The organism is Methylovorus menthalis (assembly GCF_020523625.1).
Lineage (GTDB): Bacteria > Pseudomonadota > Gammaproteobacteria > Burkholderiales > Methylophilaceae > Methylovorus > Methylovorus menthalis.
On record NZ_JAJAQH010000006.1, the window covers coordinates 98559 to 118613 of the forward strand.

At 54.5% G+C, this 20055-nt stretch carries 22 protein-coding genes; 10 read left to right on the forward strand and 12 right to left on the reverse strand.

The genetic code is table 11. The features are described 5' to 3' along the window. Positions 1-2 precede the first annotated feature (2 nt). The gene (gene mobA, locus LG204_RS06255) at positions 3-581 is read right to left on the reverse strand and encodes a molybdenum cofactor guanylyltransferase MobA (protein ID WP_230336462.1); all 579 of its coding nucleotides are present in this window, start codon (positions 579-581) and stop codon (positions 3-5) included. Positions 582-631: 50 nt separating this feature from the next. Then, complete coding sequence (moaA, locus tag LG204_RS06260) at positions 632-1642, reverse strand: GTP 3',8-cyclase MoaA (protein ID WP_230336463.1); 1011 nt, start codon at positions 1640-1642, stop codon at positions 632-634. Positions 1643-1803: 161 nt separating this feature from the next. Here moaA and LG204_RS06265 point away from each other — a divergent pair, with 161 nt between their 5' ends. The 5 genes from LG204_RS06265 (at position 1804) to modC (ending at position 6356) form a co-directional block, all read left to right on the forward strand. Next, a complete protein-coding gene (locus LG204_RS06265) occupies positions 1804-2139 on the forward strand; it encodes a winged helix-turn-helix domain-containing protein (protein ID WP_230336464.1) in 336 nt (111 codons plus the stop codon). Between the two features lie 130 nt (positions 2140-2269). Beyond that, on the forward strand, positions 2270-3784 hold the full coding sequence (locus LG204_RS06270) for an OprO/OprP family phosphate-selective porin (RefSeq protein ID WP_230336465.1): 1515 nt from the start codon (positions 2270-2272) through the stop codon (positions 3782-3784). Between the two features lie 57 nt (positions 3785-3841). Beyond that, positions 3842-4561, forward strand: coding sequence for a molybdate ABC transporter substrate-binding protein (modA, locus tag LG204_RS06275; protein ID WP_328441299.1), 720 nt, complete (start codon positions 3842-3844; stop codon positions 4559-4561). Between the two features lie 12 nt (positions 4562-4573). After that, complete coding sequence (gene modB, locus LG204_RS06280) at positions 4574-5287, forward strand: molybdate ABC transporter permease subunit (protein WP_230336467.1); 714 nt, start codon at positions 4574-4576, stop codon at positions 5285-5287. Beyond that, positions 5274-6356, forward strand: a complete 1083-nt coding sequence (gene modC, locus LG204_RS06285; protein ID WP_230336468.1) for a molybdenum ABC transporter ATP-binding protein — start codon at positions 5274-5276, stop codon at positions 6354-6356. Before modB ends, modC begins: the two co-directional genes overlap by 14 nt. A 96-nt stretch (positions 6357-6452) precedes the next feature. Here the strand turns inward: modC and LG204_RS06290 are convergent, their stop codons facing one another. The 4 genes from LG204_RS06290 to trxA form a co-directional block, all read right to left on the reverse strand. Beyond that, positions 6453-8102 carry an ArnT family glycosyltransferase gene (locus LG204_RS06290; protein WP_230336469.1) on the reverse strand — a complete coding sequence of 550 codons (1650 nt, stop codon included), beginning with the start codon at positions 8100-8102 and terminating at the stop codon, positions 6453-6455. Positions 8103-8237: 135 nt separating this feature from the next. Further along, entirely contained in the window at positions 8238-8480 is a 243-nt protein-coding gene (locus LG204_RS06295) for a type B 50S ribosomal protein L31 (protein WP_230336470.1), read from the reverse strand. A 178-nt stretch (positions 8481-8658) separates the two neighbouring features. Next, positions 8659-9918 carry a transcription termination factor Rho gene (rho, locus tag LG204_RS06300; RefSeq protein WP_230336471.1) on the reverse strand — a complete coding sequence of 420 codons (1260 nt, stop codon included), beginning with the start codon at positions 9916-9918 and terminating at the stop codon, positions 8659-8661. 140 nt (positions 9919-10058) lie between these two features. Beyond that, a complete protein-coding gene (trxA, locus tag LG204_RS06305) occupies positions 10059-10385 on the reverse strand; it encodes a thioredoxin TrxA (RefSeq protein ID WP_013443046.1) in 327 nt (108 codons plus the stop codon). A gap of 169 nt (positions 10386-10554) precedes the next feature. On the opposite strand from trxA, the gene LG204_RS06310 reads away from it, so the two are divergent. Continuing rightward, the gene (locus LG204_RS06310; protein WP_230336472.1) at positions 10555-11808 is read left to right on the forward strand and encodes a sensor domain-containing phosphodiesterase; all 1254 of its coding nucleotides are present in this window, start codon (positions 10555-10557) and stop codon (positions 11806-11808) included. Here LG204_RS06310 and LG204_RS06315 read toward each other — a convergent pair. Then, entirely contained in the window at positions 11805-13364 is a 1560-nt protein-coding gene (locus LG204_RS06315) for a hypothetical protein (protein ID WP_230336473.1), read from the reverse strand. The two genes, LG204_RS06310 and LG204_RS06315, sit on opposite strands and share 4 nt — an antisense overlap. Before the next feature lie 127 nt (positions 13365-13491). On the opposite strand from LG204_RS06315, the gene LG204_RS06320 reads away from it, so the two are divergent. Next, complete coding sequence (locus tag LG204_RS06320) at positions 13492-14034, forward strand: YqhA family protein (protein ID WP_230336474.1); 543 nt, start codon at positions 13492-13494, stop codon at positions 14032-14034. 2 nt (positions 14035-14036) lie between these two features. Continuing rightward, positions 14037-14492 (forward strand): TlpA disulfide reductase family protein, encoded by a 456-nt coding sequence (locus LG204_RS06325; RefSeq protein ID WP_230336475.1) that lies wholly within the window; start codon positions 14037-14039, stop codon positions 14490-14492. Positions 14493-14583: 91 nt separating this feature from the next. Here LG204_RS06325 and LG204_RS06330 read toward each other — a convergent pair whose 3' ends face one another. From LG204_RS06330 to LG204_RS06350, 5 genes are read right to left on the reverse strand one after another with little or no spacing between them, the layout of a single operon-like run. Next, the gene (locus LG204_RS06330; protein WP_013443041.1) at positions 14584-14880 is read right to left on the reverse strand and encodes a DUF3579 domain-containing protein; all 297 of its coding nucleotides are present in this window, start codon (positions 14878-14880) and stop codon (positions 14584-14586) included. Positions 14881-14930: 50 nt separating this feature from the next. Continuing rightward, positions 14931-15500, reverse strand: a complete 570-nt coding sequence (locus tag LG204_RS06335; protein WP_230336476.1) for a BON domain-containing protein — start codon at positions 15498-15500, stop codon at positions 14931-14933. A gap of 2 nt (positions 15501-15502) precedes the next feature. After that, positions 15503-16093 (reverse strand): phosphoheptose isomerase, encoded by a 591-nt coding sequence (locus tag LG204_RS06340; RefSeq protein WP_230336477.1) that lies wholly within the window; start codon positions 16091-16093, stop codon positions 15503-15505. 17 nt (positions 16094-16110) lie between these two features. Next, entirely contained in the window at positions 16111-16446 is a 336-nt protein-coding gene (locus LG204_RS06345) for a YraN family protein (protein ID WP_230336478.1), read from the reverse strand. Positions 16447-16451: 5 nt separating this feature from the next. Then, on the reverse strand, positions 16452-18107 hold the full coding sequence (locus tag LG204_RS06350; protein ID WP_230336479.1) for a penicillin-binding protein activator: 1656 nt from the start codon (positions 18105-18107) through the stop codon (positions 16452-16454). On the opposite strand from LG204_RS06350, the gene rsmI reads away from it, so the two are divergent. Next, a complete protein-coding gene (rsmI, locus tag LG204_RS06355; protein WP_230336480.1) occupies positions 18099-18950 on the forward strand; it encodes a 16S rRNA (cytidine(1402)-2'-O)-methyltransferase in 852 nt (283 codons plus the stop codon). The two genes, LG204_RS06350 and rsmI, sit on opposite strands and share 9 nt — an antisense overlap. Before the next feature lie 54 nt (positions 18951-19004). Next, positions 19005-20039 (forward strand): dihydroorotase, encoded by a 1035-nt coding sequence (pyrC, locus tag LG204_RS06360; protein WP_230336481.1) that lies wholly within the window; start codon positions 19005-19007, stop codon positions 20037-20039. Positions 20040-20055: the final 16 nt, after the last annotated feature.

The following is a 20055-nucleotide window of genomic DNA, read 5'->3' on the forward strand; positions in this document are numbered from 1 at the left end:
GTTCAGGCAGCCTGTTCGAGGGAAGTTAGCTCGTCGCTGGTATTGATGTTGCTGAAGGCCAGAGGGTGCTGGCTGAACTGCACTTCCACGACTTCATGCTGTTGTTGCCAGGTATCCACCTTGCGGCCGCCATCTTGCAGATATTGCGTGAGGCTGGGCAGCAAGGCGCGGCGACAGAGACTGATAACGGGGTGAGCCTGCATGCCGGTTTTGGCGATGGCAATATCGGCATCATGCGCCATCAGGCTATCCATCAGCTTGGCCAGCAGATTGCGCGGAAGTAGCGGTGCATCGCAAGGCACAGTGAGAATGTAGGCTGATTCGGTGCTTGTCATGGCTTTGTGCAAGCCTGCCAAGGGGCCCGCATAGTCTGGAATATCATCCTGAATCACAGGAAACCCGAACGCAGCATAGCGTTCAATTTCGCGGTTAGCATTGATCAGAATCTCAGGCGTTTGCGAACGCAGACGCTCGATGACGTGCGCCACCATAGGCTTGCCGAGAAATTCGACCATGCCTTTGTCAACACCGCCCATGCGACGGCCTTTGCCCCCGGCCAGTACAACTGCGCTAATGGACATAATTAAGTTTCCCTGTTTAGTTGATCGTCAGATAAAAGCCGGTTGGCAGCTTAGCCGCCGGTGACCGACATGAAACGCACAACGGCGGGCTGTGCGCGTGCCAGATCAAAGTCATGGCCCTTGGGTTTGATTTGCATGCTATTCACAATCGCATCCACCAACGGCTGGTCATCATAAGGATGGTTGCGCAGCAGGGGCATCAACTCGACCATGTGGTCTTGCCCCAGACAGAGGTAAAGCTCGCCCTTGCAGGTAATGCGTACCCGGTTGCAGGACTCGCAGAAGTTGTGGCTATGAGGCGAAATAAATCCAACGCGAGTGGCGGTGCCCGGTATGCGCCAGTAGCGCGCCGGGCCACCGGAGTTTTCGGTACTGCTTACCAGGGGGTAATGCTGTTGCAGCAATTTCAGTGTGGCGGCATTGCTTACATAGGTATCGCTGCGCTGGTGATCCACCGCACCCAGTGGCATCTCTTCGATGTAGGAAATATCAATATGCTGATCAATGGCAAACCGCAGCAGATCCAGCGCTTCGTCATCATTAATGCCGCGCATCATGACGCTGTTGAGTTTGATATTGTCGAACCCGGCTTCCTTCGCTGCCTGAATGCCACGCAACACTTTGTTCAGGTCGCCGACACGGGTGATCTTGCGAAAACGATCGGCGTTCAAGCTGTCCACACTGATGTTGATGCGTTTGACACCTGCCTGGCGCAATGCGGCAGCTTGTTGTTCCAGTTGTGAGCCATTGGTCGTCACGACCAGCTCTTTCAAGCCTGGCAGATGGCCGATTTCTTCAAACAGCCATTGCGCGTTTTTTCGCACCAGTGGTTCGCCACCGGTAATACGCACCTTGCTGACGCCCATTTGCACAAACACCTTTACCAGGCGAGCACATTCTTCCAGGCTCAAGACTTCGTCTCTGGGCAGGAATGTCATGTCTTCTGCCATGCAATAGACGCAGCGGAAATCACAGCGATCCGTGATCGACAGGCGTATGTAGTCCACCTTGCGACCAAACTGATCTATCAATGCGTCCGGAATTTGCAGCTGTTTACCCATTAAAATGCCCAGTACCTTGCAGCGAGACCTTGAATTTTAAGACTTTACCCCCCGCGGCACAATGCCAAACGACGCAATGCGACAGTGGGAGTTATGATGTTGGACCACGAAATTGGCATTATGCTCATAATGACTAAACGCAAAAAATGGAGATCACGCCTATGCCCACATTAAAAATCCGGATTTCCCACGGCAAAGTCACCGCCATGGGCCCAGGCAAGGCGGATTTACTACGCGCTATTGAAGCCACCGGATCCATCTCTGGCGCGGCCAAGGCGATGAAAATGTCGTATCGGCGTGCCTGGCAGTTAGTGGATGCGATGAATGCTTGTTATCGATTGTCGCTGGTGGAAACCGCCATGGGAGGAACGAATGGCGGCGGGGCCAAAGTGACGGAGTTCGGCTTTCATATTCTCCGATGCTATGAAGAGCTGGTGCGCAAAAGCGAGCTGGCGGCGGCAGCCGAATTAAAGCAACTCATGGATTTTGCCGTTTAAGTAACAACGTCTAACGAATAACATAATGAAAAGAAGTGCTGTTCGAATACATATCGCTATTCCCGTTTGGAAATAGCGAGGGTATGATGCTGTAAAAATTTTCTTATAACTACATTCAGGGAGAGTCAACATGCAAACGTACAAACGACGCACGATTTCTTTAATGGTGGCAGGTCTATTCTCTACCCTTGCTCCCAACCTCATGGCAGCAGAGCAGGACCCGGAAACCCGTATCCGTCAGCTCGAGCAAATGATGCAGCAGATGCAGCAGCAACGAGCAGAGCAGGATAAGCAAATAGAGCTGCTGACCAAAGAGCTGGTCGGCATTGAAAATCAGATCAGCCAATCCAAAATCGCCAAAACCGAAGAAAAAGGCAAGAGCGAGGGTAGCCCTGTGTATGCCGCCTTCAAGGATGGCTTGGTGTTTGATGATGGCAGTGGCAACTGGAAGTTGCAGATCAATGGGCGGGTTCAGGCAGATTACCGGGATTATGCCGACAGTGACTGGCGGACGGATACGTTCAATATACGCCGCGCGCGGTTTGGCGGTACGTTTACCTTTTTGAAGGATTATGCGGTTCGTATCGAGGGGGAATATGCCAATGCGACCGATGGCTCACGGGGTACCACAGCGCTTACCTATGGATATCTGGACATTAATTGGTGGAAGCAGGCCAGAATTCGTATTGGGCAGTTCAAACCATTCTTTGGGCTCGAGCGTGCCTATGGCACCAACTTTACCGATTTCACCGAGCTTTCACTAGCGACTAACAATGGGGCATCGTTCAATTCCACGTATGACCGTGGCGTGATGGTGTTTGGCGACCCACTGCCATGGCTTAACTACAACGCCTATGTGATTAACGGCAGCGGCCAGAATAACGATGAACTTAATAATTCCGCCACAATTACAGGCGGTATTGCTGTCATTACGAAGGTGGACAATACCAAAGATATCGGCTTCCGCGTGAATGCCAATCTGGCAAAACTCATGAATATTGAAAATGCCGTTATTCATGTTGGTGGTTCCTACAGTGACGGCAGTGTCGCCTACTCATCTGCAAGTGCTACCGGTATATCGCAAGCGACAGAAGCGAATGGGGTATCTTTCTTTAATGTGGCTGGACTGCAAAATGCGGATGCTGACCGTCGGCGTCAGGGTTTTGAAACCGCTCTTGCCTATGGTCCTGTAAAGATTCAGTCCGAATATATTTCCACCAACTACAGGGGGGATCGCTCTGGTCAGCGCTATGACAATGACATTAACGCCTGGTATGTGAATGTTAACTGGATGCTGACGGGGGAGGCATATGCGGATAGTTATAAAAGTGGGGTGTTTGGACGCATAAAACCCAAGAACAACATGGCCATGGGTAAAAGTGGCTGGGGTGCCTGGGAGCTAGGTTTGCGGTACAGTAAATTTGATGCTTCCGACTTTGAAAGCATGCTGCCAGCTGCCAATGCGGGAACAGCGTATACCCCAAAGGCGGACGCCTGGACCGCCGGAGTGAAATGGATCATGACACCCAATGCCCGCATCATGCTTAACTACATCCGGACCGATTTCGACACGCCGATTACGGTGGCAGGCAAGACCGATGATCAGGAAAAGGCGCTGATCATGCGTGCCCAATACGATTTCTAATTTCTATCTCAGGAATATCTTATGAACAAGATGGAGTTTGCATGGAGCCTATTAGCCATGCTCATCACCTCCTCGGCATTTGCCGAGGACAAGGTGACGGTATTTGCCGCGGCCAGTCTGACCAATGCCCTGGCGGATATCAGTGCGGCCTATGAAAAGGAGAAGGGGGCCAAAGTGACACAGTCTTATGCGGCCTCCTCCGCCTTGGCCAAGCAGATTGAAAATGGGGCTCCGGCCGATATTTTTATTTCGGCGGATACCAAGTGGATGGATTATCTGCAGGACAAGAAACGCATTGATGTGGCCTCGCGCAGCAATCTGCTCGGCAATAAAGTGGTGTTGATCGCGCCCAAAGGGCGTGGATTCAAGGTTGACTTCAATTCGGGCTTTGACTTTGCCAAGGCGTTTGATGGGCGGCTATGCACCGGTGATGTTGAGGCGGTACCGATTGGCATTTATGCCAAGCAGGCGCTGGGCAACCTTAACTGGTGGAACGGTGTGAAAACCCGGATTGTGGGAGCACAGGATGTGCGCGCGGCGCTGGCCTTTGTGGCACGTGGCGAGTGTGCTGCCGGGATTGTGTATGAGACCGATGCCAAGGTGAGTGACAAGGTCGAGATTGTTGGCGTGTTTCCGCAAGAGACGCATACGCCAGTGGTGTATCCTGTTGCCCGGGTGGCGGGAGCAAAAAATGCAGACACTGCTTTTCTGACGTATCTGAAAAGCGCACAGGCTGCTGATATCTTCCGCAAGTATGGATTTACCCCATTATTTTAGAGGCGAGTTTCGGTGTCGATATTGCAGTTAACTCCTGAGGAAATGGCGGCGTTATGGCTATCTGCCAAAGTCGCCTTTTTTTGTACCCTGCTGATTCTCATCCCCGGCGTATTGCTGGGATGGGTGCTGGCCCGCAAGCGCTTTTTCGGCAAGGCCTTGCTGGATAGTGTGGTGCATTTGCCGCTGGTATTGCCGCCGGTGGTGCCGGGCTTTCTGCTTTTGCTGCTGTTGGGCAATCAGGGATTTTTGGGTAAGTGGCTGCAAGATACATTTGGTATCAGCATCGCCTTTACCTGGATGGGCGCAGTGGTCGCTTCGGCGATTATGGCTTTGCCATTGATGGTACGTTCGGCCCGTTTGGCTGTCAGCCAGGTTGATCGTGGCCTGGAGTTGGCCGCCCAATCTCTGGGGGCGCATCCGCTACGCGTATTTTTCAGTATTACCTTGCCTTTGGCTTTGCCGGGCATTCTGACGGGCATGGTACTGGCGTTCAGCCGCAGCCTGGGGGAGTTTGGCGCCACCATTACCTTTGTTGGCAATATCGAAGGTGAAACACGGACATTGCCGCTGGCGATCTATACCTATACGCAAATACCGGGTGGCGATGTGCCTGCGCTGCGACTCGTCGTGCTGAGTTTGTTATTGGCATTTGCCGCGCTTTACTTCAGCAATATCATGGAGCAGCGGGCCTTGCGCCGTATAGGGAGTGGCGATGATAGAGCTTGATTTTGCGCTACGCCGCGGTGAGTTTGCCACGCGCGTCAACGTGACGCTTGATGATCGTGTCACCGGCGTGTTTGGCCCTTCTGGTGCAGGTAAAACGACCTTGCTGGGGACATTGGCAGGCTTGGTAAAGCCTGATGCCGGACGGTTGGTGGTGGATGGCGAATACCTGCTCGATACCGAACGCGGCATAGACCAGCCCTTGCACAAGCGCAGGATCGGCATGGTGTTTCAGGATAGCCGTCTGTTCCCGCATCTCACTGTCAGCCGCAATCTCGAATATGGTTACCATCGGCTGACACGGGAACAGCGTCGCTTCAGCCTAACACAGATCGTTGAGTTGCTTGAGCTTGGCCCTTTGCTGCGTCAAAAGCCGTATCAGCTTTCAGGTGGTCAGCGGCAGCGGGTGGCACTTGGGCGAGCGTTATTGAGCTCACCGCGCCTCTTGTTACTGGATGAGCCTATGGCCTCACTGGATGTCAGGCTCAAGATGCAGATTTTGCCGTTCATGCAGCGCGTACGGGACGAGATTGATATTCCCATGCTTTATGTCAGCCATGCGATTGATGAGGTTCTGCAGCTCACCTCTCGCATGCTGGTGCTAGAGCATGGTCAAGTGATTGGTTATGGCGATTTTGTGGATGTCATGCGTGATACGCAGGTGCTCGCTCTGGCGCGCTCACTGGGCATGGAAAATGTCCTGCAGGTGGAATTGCTTTCCCATCATCATGCCGAAGGCTACTCGGTCGCCAAGCTCGGCGCACAGTCCCTGTTTATTCCACTTTCGGCGCGTGAGCTGGGCGAGCGCATTACCATTTCCACGGCGGCGTCCAATATCGCGCTGGCGCGCGAGCCAGTCGCTGGCATCAGCATACAGAATCAGCTGCCAGGTACGCTGGGCCAGATGCGGCAGGTGGATCATCGCATGCTGGTCGATGTGGTGCTGGATGCACATACGCTGGTGGCTGAAGTGAGTGAAAAATCCGTTCAGGATCTTGCACTTAGTCCGGGGATGAAGGTGCATGCCCTGATTAAAACGCAGGCTTTGCACCTTTACGGTCAAGCCCTCTGAGGCAGGTTGGGCGGCAGAAGCATCAGGAGCATTAAGCTAGCTGCAAAAGGCGTTGTCTCTTGGGGGCTGGAGGTTTCGGTTCAGCCCTCATGGATGCTAGCTGCGTTGATAAAGCCTGAAGCTTTCGCGGCGGTCTGTCGCACGTTTGCCATGCCAGATCATATTCCACTCCGGGCCAGGCTGGAATTTCGCCTTGCCACGTTCATCCTGAATCAGATACAGATCGCAGCGACGACTGGCGTGCGACTCGGCAGTATGAGGACGAATGCCCAGGTAATAATCCAGTAAGGCATATTGGGAGCTGCCAAGATTCCGCTCCATCATGCAGTGGTAATCACTAGGCAGGGCTTTTTGCATGCTGCTCATCACGGGGCCGTAGCTCTTGGCGGTATCGATCCACGGTAACCACAATGCCATCAGCAGGCTCCAGGCCATGGTGATGCCTACGGCCCAGTCCGTCACCGCAGCGCGTATCGAGCGTTTGGCGTTAATGACAACGGCCAGCCATATCAGCGTGATGAGAAAAGCCGCGACAAATCCAATCCAGTTGAATACCGGATGGTGAATCGAGGAAAGAAACTGCATGCGCTCGGCCAGCTTTTCGGGCCAGCCCGTCATCATGGCAAACCACCCAAGCCAGATCAGGAAGCCGATCATGCCGAACAGAATGAGACCAAACCAGTTCAGTGCGCTTGCTGCACCGCGCTTCAGCGTTTCGACACTGCCACCTGCCAATACCGCTAGTGGCAACAATAAAGGCAGGGCGTAAATCTCGCGCGTATTTGCACCAAAACCAATCACGATCAGGCTGATCACAAAAAACGTTATGAGTAATTGAAAGCGGGGTTTTAACAGCAAGACCGTGCGATAGCGCCATAAGCCCCAGAGCGCGATAGGCAGGGAAGGCCACGAAAACCATGCCAGCGTATTCAGAAAGTACACATGGCTGGATTGTGTGAAGAGCTCGCTGTTTGACTGTTGCCAGGCGGCAAACAGGCTGGGCGAGGTGTGCCAAAGCAGAAGCGGCCATATGGCAAGCCAGGGGGCAGCCACCAGCATCCCTAGTCCCAGCACAACGGCATAGCTTCTGGTGCGCCAAGTGCTAAAGAGAATAGGCAGCAGCAGTGCGGTGAACAGAATGGGTATGGCATAAAGCAAGCCGGTGGTCAGGAAACAAATGCCAATACCGGAACCTAGCAATGCACTTGCGCGATAAGGGCGCCGCTTGGCCAGCGCCAGCGCATACAGACCCATGGCTGAGCCTGTGAGGGCAGCGACCTCTGGCATCAGCAAGTGGGCGGAAACTACCAGGCCCAGAGACCCCAGGAAGATGAACGTGGTTTGTCGCCCGGCACCGCGCCCCCATAGCTCGCGGCCCAGCATACCCACCAGGAGCAGTGTGATCGCCATCCATAAGCCGCTCACCAGACGTGCGCCATCGTGCATCGGTAGCCAGGGTTGCAATCCTTTCGCCATGCCGGCAGCACTGAGGTAATACAGAGGAGGGTTTTCTACAGAGCTTTGGCCTGCGACGACGGGCGCAATGAGTGCATGGCCATGCAGCATGGATTTGACGATGTTGATTGCCTGCGATTCGTCAGGTTTCCATGGAGCGTGGCTGATCAGGCCCAGGCATATCCATACTGCGCACAGCAGGATCAGCAAGCGCGTTTTTGCGCTCTCGCCTATGCGCGCGCGCGGTGTGGCCAGATTGCCTTGCCAGTCATGTTCCAGCTCAAAAGCCATGTGCTATCTCAAGAGGTTACTGCTGCAGTGTATACGATGTCATGCGCCCAGTCTGCCGATAGGCCGGGCTTGGCGCGGCACAAATGAAAAAGGCAGCCCAGGCTGCCTTTTTTGCGTGCGCGTGCACAACAGAAATTACATGCCGTACTTTTGGCGGAATTTCTCAACGCGACCGGCGGTATCCAGAATCTTTTGCTTGCCGGTGTAGAACGGGTGCGATTGCGAAGAAACTTCAATCTTCACCAATGGATATTCTTTACCGTCAGTCCACTTGATGGTTTCACGAGTGGAGATGGTGGAGCGTGTTACAAAGCTAAAATCGGCGCCGATGTCCTGGAAAACAACTTCGCGATATTCAGGATGAATGCCTGATTTCATAATCATTTACCTCAAATTGGCCGGTATGTGCGGCGGGTAGTGGTTCACATGCGACAACTGCGAAAGGTGAGCATTATATTGATTCAATGGTTCTTTTGCAATACTCGCCTGCAAGTTGCCTGTTATGGCTGAAAAAGGGGATTTTCCGCTGATATCAAGCAGAATGCCGCTCTGATTTCTAGCCTCTGCGCATGGAGTCAAAAAAGTCTGCGTTGTTCTTGGTGGCCTTGAGTTTGTCCAGCAAGAACTCCATCGCTTCCAGATCATCCATGGGGTAAAGCAGTTTGCGCAGTACCCAGATTTTTTGCAGGATATCTTTTTCAATCAGTAACTCTTCGCGGCGTGTGCCCGATTTGTTGACGTTGATGGCCGGATACTGGCGCTTTTCTGCCATACGGCGATCCAGGTGGATTTCCATATTGCCAGTGCCCTTGAATTCTTCGTAAATCACATCATCCATACGGGAGCCGGTATCTACCAGCGCGGTGGCAATGATGGTCAGCGAGCCGCCTTCTTCAATATTGCGGGCCGCACCAAAGAAACGCTTGGGGCGTTGCAGTGCATTGGCATCCACGCCACCAGTCAGTACCTTGCCAGAGGCTGGTACTACCGTGTTGTAAGCACGTGCCAGGCGGGTGATGGAGTCCAGCAGGATCACCACATCTTTTTTGTGCTCAACCAGACGCTTGGCTTTTTCCAGCACCATTTCAGCTACCTGGACGTGACGCGTGGCTGGTTCGTCGAAGGTGGAGGCGACGACTTCGCCCTTTACCGAGCGGGTCATTTCTGTCACTTCTTCCGGACGTTCGTCAATCAGCAACACGATGAGGCTGACGTCTGGGTGATTGGCGGTAATGGCATGGGCAATGTGCTGCATCATGACCGTTTTGCCTGATTTTGGCGGCGCAACCAACAGCGCGCGCTGGCCTTTGCCGATAGGCGCAATCATGTCAATGACGCGGCCTGTGACGTTCTCTTCACCGCGAATGTCGCGTTCTAGTATAAGAGGCTTGGTGGGGAAGAGTGGAGTAAGGTTTTCAAACAGGATTTTGTGCTTGGTGTTTTCGGGGGCTTCGCCGTTGACGCTATCGACTTTTACTAGGGCAAAGTAGCGCTCACCATCTTTCGGGGTGCGAATCTCCCCCATGATGGAGTCGCCGGTATGCAGGTTGAAGCGTCGAATTTGCGAAGGGGAAACATAGATGTCGTCCGGACCTGCCAGATAAGAAGTATCGGGCGAGCGCAAGAAACCGAATCCATCCTGCAATACTTCCAGCGTGCCATCCCCAAAAATGCTGTCTCCCTTTTTGGCTTTGTTTTTCAGCAGAGCGAAGATCAGGTCCTGCTTGCGCATGCGGCTCGCGCCTTCAATCTCGTTGGCAATCGCCATTTCGACCAATTCGGTCACGGGAAGATGTTTTAGATCGGATAAATGCATAAGAGGAGGGCTCGCTGAAAATCGAAACTGCAGGGAGTGCAGTGAACTGCTAGGGAATTAGCGCCTGATTTCTAATTGGATGAATGACGCGTGGAGTTAAAAGTCACGGTAACACAAAATCAGGCGCAAGCGTAGCGGTATTAAATATTGCTGTCAATAAAAGCAGTCAGTTGGGATTTGGACAGGGCGCCCACTTTGGTGGCTTCTACATTACCGTTCTTGAACAGCATCAGGGTTGGGATGCCGCGAATGCCATACTTGGGAGGTGTTTGCTGGTTTTCGTCAATATTGAGCTTGGCAACTTTCAGGCGACCTTCGTATTCTTTTGCGACTTCATCCAGGATCGGGGCAATCATCTTGCATGGACCGCACCATTCAGCCCAGTAGTCAACGAGCACAGGTACTTGGGATTGCAGCACTTCCTGCTCGAAAGCGCTGTCGCTAATATGGGTAATATGGTCGCTCATGTGTGAACCTCTATAGAAAATGGGACTTGTAATTAAGATAGTGAAAACGAAGTATTGCGCTATCCTAGCGAAAAAAGACGCGTAAGTGAAGTATTCATGTCGGCATGATAATTGCTGATGATTGCCGGGTTCCAATGAAGGTTCAATACTAAAATCATGTGTTGCCGAAATGAATAGAATTCTCATGGATATTCTCGAACTGATCGAGGATGCCACTATCCCCAACATGGGGCATTCGCAATCGAATTACAAGGGAATGCGCTTAAGTAGTGCATTCCAGCCTATTTTCAGTCTTTCGCATTGCCGGGTGGTGGGGTATGAGGGCCTGATCCGGGCCTTTGATGAGCAAGAGCAGGCGCTGCCTGTGTGGCGGATTTTTGAGCAGGCGAAAACCGAATCCGAGATTGTCGAGCTTGATCGTTTGTCGCGTGCCTTGCATATGCATAACTTCATGCAGCAGGGCCAATCCGCCCAATGGCTGTTCCTTAATATCAATCCTCAAGTGATTGTAAACGGCAAGCACTATGGGCAGTTCTTTCAGGATCTGCTGGAGCATTATGGCGTGCCGCCGTCCATGGTAGTGGTGGAGATTATCGAGGGGGCGATTGAAGACGAGTCGCAACTCTCTGAGTCGGTGCAGTTTTACAAGAATCTCGGTTGTCTGGTGGCCATTGATGATTTCGGTTCCGGTCACTCCAATTTTGAACGGATCTGGCGTCTTTCGCCCGACATCGTCAAGCTGGACCGCTCCATGATTACGCAGGCAGCGACTACTGCCATGGCGCGCCGCGTCTTGCCGGGCGTGGTTTCCCTGATACATGAAGCGGGTAGCCTGGTGTTGATCGAAGGTGTGGAAACCGAGCAGGAAGCCATTATCGCCATGGATACCGATGTTGACCTCGTGCAGGGCTATTATTTTGGTCGGCCAGCCCCGTATCTGTTGCAGGAAACGCGTTCCGAATCCATTGCCAAGTTAATCCAAGGCTATCGGCAATCGACAGTGCCCGAGATTCGCCATCAGAAAATGCAGGATGCGGTGGCCGCTTTTCTCCTGGCTTCCGAGCAGTTGCAGGCAGGCATGCCATTATCTAGTGCGGTGCAGGCCTTGCTGGCGATTTCCGGCGTTGATCGCTGCTATTTGCTTAATCAGCAGGGTGTACAGATAGGCACCAGCCAAGTGGCGCCAAGTCGCAGCTCAATGATGAGTGTGCGCTACCAGCCGCTGGCGGATGGCTCCGGTGCCAACTGGATACGGCGCCCCTATTTGCGTCGCGCCTTGGGCAATCCAGGTGAAGTGCAGATGACGCGTCCCTATTTATCAATTGCGACGGGCGAGCTATGCCTGACGATTTCCATTGCTATCAAGCCAATGGGCGTGGTGCAGGTGCTTTGCTGTGACCTAGATTGGGATGTGAGCGCTTAATCCAGCGCGGTGAACTGGAAGCGCTCGAAACCATGCGTGCGCTCCACCAGTTTTGTGAGGACGATGCGTCGGGTACGACCATCATGATTCAACTCCATGATACGGTCAGGTAAGTAGCTCCCCACAGCGCCCACGATGCTGGCCTCCTGTTTCAAGGCGTGGATGGCGGGCAATAACAGTGCAAGCTCGAAAGAGGGCTGCGACGGGCGACGCAATCCGATGGCCCTGGCGGTGGGAGCAATGAGCTGGATGCCGATATCCAGGTTGTCTTGTTCATCATGCATGGCCCAGCGGATGACGCCTGTCGCCCAACCCTGCATATGGTCTTCTTTTACCGCAATCACTTCTCCTACATGTAACTGGCTGGTGAGCTTGGCCGGTTTGCGCAAGGCCATGCCTGCCGCGCTGACGTTAAGCACCGCCCAGCGGGCCGCTTGAAGTTGCTCTGGTAACAGACCGGTACGGCCGACACTGGCTGGTTTGCTGCCCTGCCTCTCATGATTCGCCAGCGCATGCGCGCCAGGCATGCCGATTACCATGGACACACTGTTGCTCTTGCGCGAGCGCTTGAATACGCGCTTGGGCACTTTGCCCCAATGCTGCAGCAAGTAGCGCAAGAGGTCGATATAGCGTCCATCGGTGGCATCATCCGGCAACTCATGGGTGCTGATGATGGCGTTTTTCTTCTGTAATAGCTGGATATGCTGATGCACCATGCGCGCCAAGCTGATGGTTAGCAACAGAAGGTCGCTGCCGGTAGGCGGCAGGCTTTCATGCTTGCTGTAGGCGATGGGCGGCATATCGGTGTTGAGCTTGACCAGAAAGATGGCGGCTGGGTTTTCAATGCGGCCAGTGGCATGCAACTCTGCCAGGGCGGCATGGCGTTCGATGTAGTCAGCCACGCGCCGAATTTCAGAAGGGGTCAGGTTTTGCGGTTCAGCCAGTGCCATCAGCAGTATCTGCTTGAACTGTGTGCTGATGCTGGTGGTTTTGCGTTCACCATGCTCAATCGGCAGGTCTTGCACTTCGGCCTGGATGGCATAGCGATACAGCTGATGAATATCGCTCCACACACTGCCCGGCGCTGGAAAATACGTCTGAAAATAAATGTGGATCAGGCCATTGAGCGCTTCAAAGGCGCGCAACAACAGCAATGCCATATGCTTGGGGTTGCTGTTGATCTTGAACAGTTTTTGCTGTTCGTCGATGAGCGCAATTTTGTAGCCATACGCCATTTCCAGCCACAGGGACTCTGCAACTTTTACATAAGCCCGCGCCTCGCTGGGCAAAGGCAGGCTGGCTTTGCCATAAATGGCAGCCAGGCGGCGACTCATGCTGATGACTAATGAGCGATAAGTTTCCAGCGCCCGAAAGCGGGCATCCGAAGGCACGACCTGGCGATTGAGGTTTTCCAGTTCGTCGGCCATGGCAGTGGCAGCTTCCAGCATAGGCAGCTTCAGCCACTGGCCCATCAGTCCTTGCAGTTTTTGCGGTTGCGTCTCGGCGGGGATCAGTGGTTTATCAGTGAGTGCTGGAATAGTGAGTGTTAATGCCATATTGCCTTCCTGAGTACGTGAACCAATGGTAAGACCTACGCAGTCTTTTGTCACGGTGAACCCGGCAAGGTCTGTCAGTGATGGAGTAAAATGCCGGATCATGAGCGACAACAAAGGAATAGCGGCAATGAAATGGTTGGAACAGGTGTTTGAGGGCGCATTATGGAAGAGTCGGTTTGTCGTCATGCTGGCCGTGGTCGCCAGTTTGCTCGCTGGCTTTGCCATTTTCTATATCGCCACGGTCGATGTGTTTTTCCTGCTCAAGCATGTGGCACATTACGCGGACCCCGATCTGACCAATGAAATGCGCAAGACCTTGCATGACGATACGGTATCGCATGTGGTGGAAGTGGTGGATGGCTACCTGCTCGCGACTATCATGCTGATTTTTTCGCTCGGTCTTTATGAGCTGTTTATCAGTGATATTGATGCAGCCCAGGGCAGCAAGGCATCGAGTCGCGTGCTGGTGATACACGATCTGGACGATCTCAAGAATCGCTTGGCCAAGGTGATTGTCATGATCATGATTGTTTCGCTGTTTGAACATGCGCTCAAGATGAAAATGACAGGCCCGCAGGATCTGCTTACCTTCGGCGGCAGCATTGCCCTGATCGGGCTGGCCTTGTTCCTGATGCACCGCGGCGAGCATCATCCCGCAGACAAGCATTAGCCATGGTAAAGCGCCTCTTTCTGCTATGCATGCTGCTGATGTGCGCCACCTGTGTGGCCGATGAGGGCTTTGTCTTGCGCGATACGGCGGGCAAGCTACATCGCTTGGCGGACTACAAAGGGAAGTGGCTGCTGGTTAATTACTGGGCCACCTGGTGCCCGCCATGCCTTGAAGAAGTCCCCGATCTGGTGAATCTCCATGACCAGCGACATACCCGGGATCTTGCGGTGATAGGTGTCGCCTGGGATTACAAGAACCCTGCCGAGGTCGCCAAATTTGTCGATGACATGCTGATGTCTTACCCCATCGTGCTGGGGGAAGCCCAGGTCGCAGCCCAAGTGGGTCCGAAAACCGTGTTGCCCACGACCTACTTTTATAATCCGCAGGGCCAGCTGGTCAAGGTAAAGCGTGGTCTGGTCACGCGCGCCTTCATTGAAAACCTGATTTCGGGGAAATAATGGGCAAGTAAACTTACGGCCCCGACCGTACTCAAATAAAAAACGCCACGTGCAGGCTGCCACGTGGCGTTTTTTTAATGGGCGATACAGCTCAGTTAGGCGTTGGAATGCTGTTCCCGGCGGAATCCAGTACATTGAGCTGGTTTTCTTCGGCAAAATGCATGAGCTGGGTATAGCCTTCCGGATTCACCACCTTGAGCTTGAGATCCACCGCCAGGCAACGCACGCCATTGACGACGCGTGGCTTGAGGTATGGTGAATAGCGCAACTTGCGATCCGGCCCAAAGGTGGCGTAGGTGCTGCACATACGGTCCACCCAATCGCTGGGGCGAAAAGGTTTGCCTGCGCGGGTCAGGCCTTCAATGATGATTTCGTCAGGTAAGCTCATGGTCGTTTTGCCGAAAATTTCAATAATATCTGGATTATAGCAGTGCGCTCTTAGTCCATGTATTCAAAAACTTTGACCACTTTTTCCACACCCGACGTGCCGCTGGCGATATCCACCGCATCGGCGGCTTCCTGTTTGGTGACCAGGCCCATGAGGAATACGGTGGACTTCTCAGTCACGACTTTGACGTAATTGGCCGGGAAGCGGTTTTCGGTGACCAGACGGCTCTTAACCTTGGACGTGATGTAGGTGTCACTGCTGCGTGAGCTCAGCGAACTCTTGGGCGCCACTACCAGTTCATTGGTGACGCTACGGACATTTTCCACTTCCTTCACAATCGACTCGGCCTTGGCTTTGGTTTCCGCATTAAAGGCTTCGCCGGAGATCAGCACGTTGCGGTTGAAGCTGGTAACGTTGGCGTGAATGTTTTCGCCAAGCTCACTGGCAATGCGTTGCGAGGCCTTGAGCTCAATGCCTTCGTCTTCAATATAGATGCCGGATGTACGGCGATCTGCCGCCATGACGCCTGTGGCAGCAGCGCCGCCGACAATGGCGGGGAAGCAGCCAGCCAGTTGAGTGGCGAGGGCGGTTGCGATAAACGCTTTGGTGATGAAACGCATGGTTAGTTGACTCCTAGTAAAGTGCAATCAATTGCATCGCAAAGGCAATGCAATATCAGAATATAGGCTTCCTGTACGCGCGATGCATTGTCGTGCGGGACGCCTATGTGGATATCCTCATCGGTCAGAAGTTCAACCAGCTCGCCGCCATCACCGCCGCTGAGCGCGATCACGGTCATGTTGCGGTCCTTCGCCGCCTCGATGGCGCGCAGGATATTGCGGGAGTTGCCGCTGGTGCTGATGGCGAGCAGTACATCGCCGGTGTGGCCGAGGGCCGTCACCTGTTTGGAAAAAATCTGGTCAAAATGCCCATGGTTGGCAATGGCCGTCAGGGTCGAATTATCTGCGCACAGGGCCACGGCGGCCAGGCCTGGGCGTTCCATTTCAAACTGGTTCAGCATGCGCGAAGCGAAATACTGCGCGCTGGCGGCCGAGCCGCCGTTGCCGCAGGCGAGTACTTTTTTCTCGTTGAGCTGGGCCTGTACGATCATCTCGGCTGCTGCGACAATCGGCCGCGCCAGCAGATCGCCCAGCTGCAGTTTGAGATTGGCGCTCTCGGTAAAGTGGCCGGCTATGCGTTCTGTGATGTCCATGACTTGGTGGTTTTCATTCAAGCTTCAAAAGCGTTGCGTATCCATACGATGTTGTACGCCTGATCCAGAAGGATGGCATCAAAGCGGCATGCGCTGGAGCCATGTTGCTGCAAATACTGTGCGGCCGTGAGTGCCAGCTTTTGCTGTTTAGCTGGGGTAATGCTGGCGGCTGCACCACCAAACCTTTCGCTTCTGCGCATCCTGACTTCAACGAACACCAGACTCGCGCCATCGCGCATGATCAGGTCTATTTCACCAAAACGCGAGCGATAATTGCGTGAAAGCAGTTTGAGCCCCTGCTGTTGCAAATAGATGGCAGCGCGCTCTTCGGCTTCAGTGCCCTGTGAATTCACGTGGATTAAGGCAGGCGTTCTACGGTGATGCCATTGCGGCCGAATCGCGCCACCGCCAGCTCGCGGCTGACACTGCCATCTGCATTCAGGCGCAAGGTGCCGCTCAGGCCCTTGATGGTGGCAGGCATGCCAGGATGTTGTACTACGGCCTGCAGCAGGCTGTAGGCATCTGCGCCCAGGGCGAACCAGCGTTGCATTTCGCCGCTGGGCAAATCCTGCGCAGCCGATTTGTAGGCGGCAAAGGCGTCCGGGTTCAGCAGCCATGGCATATCCACAAAACGCACGGCCAGCAGGGGGGCATCGTCCGGGTTGTCCAGCACCCCGGCGTAGATGTGGGAGAGACCAAATGTCGGGGTTGCGGCATCCAATGCCGGGCGGATCAGGCGTGCGTTGTCGGCCGTGGTGGCAAGGAAGATCATGTCAGTCGGATGCGCCTGAATGTCGGTCTTCAGTGCTTGCATGTCGGTGTCTTCATTCACTCCAAACTGCTGGCGTACCTGCCCGCCATCGGCTATCCATGCATCGCCAAAGGTCTTGATCATGCGATTGGAAAGGCTGCTTTCTGTGCCGACGATAGTGACGGTCTGCATGCCAAGATCTCGGGCGATGCGTACCACCTGCTGAGCTTCGCTGTCGACAGCCAGCCCGTAAAAATGAATGTTGCGGTTTGCTGTGGCAAGGTCGCTCTGGTTGAGCGCCACCGTGGGCAAGCTCACGGGCAGTTCGCTCAGCGCGGTCACTTCATCCCGCGTCAGTGGGCCAACTATATAATTGGCGCCTTCGCTGATTGCTTGCTGGTAAATGGCGGCGAAGTCATCGCGACCACCAGTCGACGCGTAAATCTTGACCTCGGCATTGCTATTGGCAATGGTCTGGGCAGCAACAAAGCCACGCTCAATAGCATCGGATGCCGGGTAATAGGCTTCGGAAGAAAATGGCAGGATCAGGGCAATTTGACCGCTCAATGCGGCTGTGTTTGCCGCCGCTGAAGCCGTGCTTGTATTGCCTGCCGTACTCGTAGCGCTGCTGATGGTGAGTCCTGCGAGCAGCTCATCCAGTGCGTTGTGGTCAGGGTAGGCGTTGCGCCATTGGGCGACATCATCCTTGCTCAGGCCATCCTGTGCGGCCAGTGCCAGATCTATCCAGCCTTGCAGGGCAGTGTCCGTGATATTGCCGCGCATGGCGATCAGGTCGACTTTGTTGGTCTTGCTCAGAAACTGCCAGAGCTGCTTTTGCGCGGTGAGCAGGGCATCACCCGAGAGGCCAGACTGGGCCTGGACATATTGCTCCAGTGCACGCAATGGATCGTCCTGGTTTTCATAGGCGACGGCCAAGCTTGTGTGTAAACTTGCGCTTGCCTCAGCGGATATCGACTTGTCCGCTTGTAAGGGAAGCAGAATCAGCAAGGCTTGATCGTAATCCTGCTTGCTGGCGGCAATATTGCCGGAGAGCACCTTGGCATACGGCGACATGGCCGGAATGCTCGCCAGTGCCAGCTGCGCACATGGAATATCCTGTTTTTTCAGGCAGCCCATGCCGAGACTGAATTGCGTCTCGGGCGTTTTCTTAAGGGGAGAGCCTGTAGCGACGGTATCGGCGGTTGCCGGGCCCGCAGTCAGCCACAAGCACATGAACAGCAGAGTGAGTAAGCGTTGAATCATATCGGCACATTATATGTTGTAGCCACGCCAATTGGAAACTTGCAGGACATTACTTTGCGCGCATTGGAAACCCTGAAAACGGTGGACCTGATTGCAGCGGAAGATACCCGGCATAGTGGCGGCCTGCTCGCCCACTATGCCATCCAGAAAAAGCTGCTGGCCGTGCATGAGCACAATGAGCATCGCTCGGCGGAAATCCTGCTGGAGCGTTTGCAGGCCGGACAATCCGTCGCCCTGATTACCGATGCAGGCACCCCAGGTATCAGCGACCCCGGTGCCGTGGTGGTGGATATTCTGCGCGAAGCCGGAGTCACCGTGGTGCCCATACCGGGCGCCAGTGCCGTGATTGCCGCACTCTCCGCCTCTGGTATTACCGAAAACGGGTTCCGTTTTGTCGGTTTTCTGCCCGCCAGCGGCAGCCAGCGCAAAAAACAGCTGCAGGCCTTGGAGCATGAGCCGACCACCCTGGTATTTTATGAAGCCCCGCACCGTGTGCTGGAGAGCGTGCAAGACATGGCCGCCGTGCTTGGCCCGCTCCGGCGCATGACCATTGCGCGCGAGCTGACCAAAACCTTTGAAAGCTTTCACCGTTGCCCGCTCGGTGAAGCGCATGACTGGCTGCTGGCCGATGCCAATCGCCAGCGCGGTGAGTTTGTCCTGCTGGTGGAAGCCGCCCCACCCGTAGAAGATGATGCCGATGCGCGCGAAGCCGAGCGCGTGCTTCGACTGCTGCTGGCAGACTTGCCGCTGAAACAGGCGGTAAAATTGGCGGTGGATATTACCGGTGGCAAAAAGAACGCCTTGTACCAACTGGCCTTGCAGCTGAATGACGCGCAAGCCTGAGTGAATTGAAGTTGAATTTATTTTGTTGAATTTTAAAGATAGTGGAAGCCTGACATGACCTCCTCCCTTACCATTACCCGCCCGGATGACTGGCATTTGCATTTGCGCGATGGCGCTGCCCTGCAGGCGGTATTGCCTGATACGGCGCGTCGCTTTGGTCGTGCCATTGTCATGCCCAACCTGCGTCCGCCCGTGACCACCACCGAGCTTGCGCAGGCGTATCGCCAGCGCATCCTGGCGGCCTTGCCACCGGGCGATCGCTTTGAACCCCTGATGACCTTGTATCTCACCGACAAAACCTCTGCCGAAGAAATCCGCCTGGCCAAGGCCAGTGGTATTGTCCATGGCGTCAAACTGTACCCCGCCGGCGCAACGACCAATTCTGATTCCGGCGTGACCAACCTCGGCCACTGTGTGCCTGCGCTGGAAGCCATGCAGGAGGTCGGCCTGCCTCTGCTGGTGCACGCTGAGGTGACCGATGCCGATGTGGATGTGTTTGACCGCGAGAAGGTATTTATCGAGCGCAATATGCGCCCGCTGTTGCAGCGCTTCCCCGCACTGCGTGTGGTGTTTGAACACATCACCACGCGGGAAGCCGCGCAGTTCGTGGCGGAGTCGCCGGACAATATTGCCGCCACCATCACCGCCCATCATTTGCTGATGAACCGCAATGCCATGTTCAGCGGCGGCATGCGGCCGCATCATTATTGCCTGCCCGTCCTCAAGCGCGAGGAGCATAGGCTGGCGCTGGTGGCTGCCGCGACTTCCGGTTCACCCAAGTTCTTCCTGGGTACCGATAGCGCGCCGCATCCACAATCTGCAAAAGAGTCTGCCTGTGGCTGCGCGGGCATGTACACCTCGCACGCTGGCATTGAACTCTATGCGGAAGCCTTTGAAGAAGCCGGGGCGCTAAATCGCCTGGAAGGGTTTGCCAGTTTTTATGGGGCAGATTTTTATGGCCTGCCGCGCAATGCCGATACGGTGACTCTGGTGAAAGAGAGCTGGCAAGTGCCAGAAGACTTGCCCATGGGGCAGGAGCGGCTAGTGCCCTTGCGCGCAGGCCAAAGCATAGGTTGGCGTTTGCTTTAACCCAAGTGTTGCTGGC

Coding starts and splice junctions, on each gene's coding strand:
- rho (WP_230336471.1), bottom strand. CDS start 9,918: ATGCATTTATCCGATCTAAAACATCTTCCCGTGACCGAATTGGTCGAA.
- modC (WP_230336468.1), top strand. CDS start 5,274: ATGATAGAGCTTGATTTTGCGCTACGCCGCGGTGAGTTTGCCACGCGC.
- LG204_RS06270 (WP_230336465.1), top strand. CDS start 2,270: ATGCAAACGTACAAACGACGCACGATTTCTTTAATGGTGGCAGGTCTA.
- LG204_RS06290 (WP_230336469.1), bottom strand. CDS start 8,102: ATGGCTTTTGAGCTGGAACATGACTGGCAAGGCAATCTGGCCACACCG.
- LG204_RS06315 (WP_230336473.1), bottom strand. CDS start 13,364: ATGGCATTAACACTCACTATTCCAGCACTCACTGATAAACCACTGATC.
- LG204_RS06295 (WP_230336470.1), bottom strand. CDS start 8,480: ATGAAATCAGGCATTCATCCTGAATATCGCGAAGTTGTTTTCCAGGAC.
- LG204_RS06350 (WP_230336479.1), bottom strand. CDS start 18,107: ATGATTCAACGCTTACTCACTCTGCTGTTCATGTGCTTGTGGCTGACT.
- LG204_RS06320 (WP_230336474.1), top strand. CDS start 13,492: ATGAAATGGTTGGAACAGGTGTTTGAGGGCGCATTATGGAAGAGTCGG.
- modA (WP_328441299.1), top strand. CDS start 3,842: ATGCTCATCACCTCCTCGGCATTTGCCGAGGACAAGGTGACGGTATTT.
- moaA (WP_230336463.1), bottom strand. CDS start 1,642: ATGGGTAAACAGCTGCAAATTCCGGACGCATTGATAGATCAGTTTGGT.
- LG204_RS06325 (WP_230336475.1), top strand. CDS start 14,037: ATGGTAAAGCGCCTCTTTCTGCTATGCATGCTGCTGATGTGCGCCACC.
- LG204_RS06330 (WP_013443041.1), bottom strand. CDS start 14,880: ATGAGCTTACCTGACGAAATCATCATTGAAGGCCTGACCCGCGCAGGC.
- trxA (WP_013443046.1), bottom strand. CDS start 10,385: ATGAGCGACCATATTACCCATATTAGCGACAGCGCTTTCGAGCAGGAA.
- mobA (WP_230336462.1), bottom strand. CDS start 581: ATGTCCATTAGCGCAGTTGTACTGGCCGGGGGCAAAGGCCGTCGCATG.
- LG204_RS06335 (WP_230336476.1), bottom strand. CDS start 15,500: ATGCGTTTCATCACCAAAGCGTTTATCGCAACCGCCCTCGCCACTCAA.
- LG204_RS06310 (WP_230336472.1), top strand. CDS start 10,555: ATGAATAGAATTCTCATGGATATTCTCGAACTGATCGAGGATGCCACT.
- LG204_RS06265 (WP_230336464.1), top strand. CDS start 1,804: ATGCCCACATTAAAAATCCGGATTTCCCACGGCAAAGTCACCGCCATG.
- pyrC (WP_230336481.1), top strand. CDS start 19,005: ATGACCTCCTCCCTTACCATTACCCGCCCGGATGACTGGCATTTGCAT.
- LG204_RS06340 (WP_230336477.1), bottom strand. CDS start 16,093: ATGGACATCACAGAACGCATAGCCGGCCACTTTACCGAGAGCGCCAAT.